The sequence below is a fragment of the Burkholderia sp. MSh2 genome (genome assembly GCF_000731655.1).
In the GTDB taxonomy this organism is placed as follows: Bacteria; Pseudomonadota; Gammaproteobacteria; order Burkholderiales; family Burkholderiaceae; genus Burkholderia; species Burkholderia paludis.
The window spans coordinates 1-1,135 of the sequence record NZ_JPGM01000148.1; the positions used below are offsets into that span (position 1 = coordinate 1).

Sequence of the window (1,135 nt, forward strand, 5' to 3'; positions counted from 1 at the left end):
GAACTGGGTCGTCGAAGGCGGCCTGGAAGCGGGCGATCACGTGATCGTGCAGGGCGTCGACAAGGTGCGCCCGGGCGCGACCGTGAAGACGGTGCCCGCGCAGCTCGCCCCGGCGGACGATGCCGCATCGGGCGCTGCTGCCGCCTCCGCCGCGCCGGCCGCTGCCGGTTCCGGCGCCGCCGCTGCAACCGGTGCAGCCGCATCGGGCGCCGCGCCGGCGAGTGCCGCCGCTGCTTCGAGCGCGCAATAACAGGGAGCCTGTTTCATGGCAAAGTTTTTTATCGATCGCCCGATCTTCGCGTGGGTGATCGCCATCATCCTGATGCTGGCCGGGGTTGCGGCGATCTTCACGCTGCCGATCTCGCAGTATCCGACGATCGCGCCGCCATCGATCCAGATCACCGCGAACTACCCGGGCGCTTCCGCGAAGACGGTGGAAGACACGGTGACGCAGGTGATCGAGCAGCAGATGAGCGGTCTCGACAACTTCCTGTACATGTCGTCGACCAGTGACGACTCGGGCAACGCGACGATCACGCTGACCTTCGCGCCGGGCACCAACGCCGACATCGCGCAGGTCCAGGTGCAGAACAAGCTGTCGCTCGCGACGCCGGTTCTGCCGCAGGTCGTGCAGCAGTTGGGCCTGTCGGTGACGAAGTCGAGCAGCAGCTTCCTGCTGGTGCTCGCCTTCAACTCCGAAGACGGCAGCATGAACAAGTACGACCTCGCGAACTTCGTGGCGTCGCACGTGAAGGATCCGATCAGCCGCCTGAACGGCGTCGGTACCGTCACGCTGTTCGGCTCGCAGTACGCGATGCGGATCTGGCTCGACCCGAACCGCCTGACGAACTACGGCCTCACGCCGGTCGACGTGTCGACCGCGATCACGCAGCAGAACGTGCAGATCGCGGGCGGCCAGATCGGCGGCACGCCGGCCATGCCGGGCACCGTGCTGCAGGCGACGATCACCGAATCGACGCTGCTGCAGACGCCCGAGCAGTTCGGCAACATCCTGCTGAAGGTCAACCAGGACGGCTCGCAGGTTCGCCTGAAGGACGTCGCGAAGATCGGCCTCGGCGGCGAAAACTACAACTTCGACACGAAGTACAACGGTCAGCCGACCGCGGCGCTCGGT

At 66.3% G+C, this 1,135-nt stretch carries 1 protein-coding gene and 1 pseudogene; both read left to right on the top strand.

Translation table 11 applies throughout. The features are described 5' to 3' along the window. A pseudogene (locus tag GQ57_RS37950) lies at positions 1-250 on the top strand (efflux transporter periplasmic adaptor subunit); the annotation flags it as partial. 15 nt (positions 251-265) lie between these two features. Beyond that, positions 266-1,135: efflux RND transporter permease subunit (locus GQ57_RS37955; RefSeq protein WP_034200620.1), on the top strand; the 870-nt coding region annotated here is incomplete at its 3' end.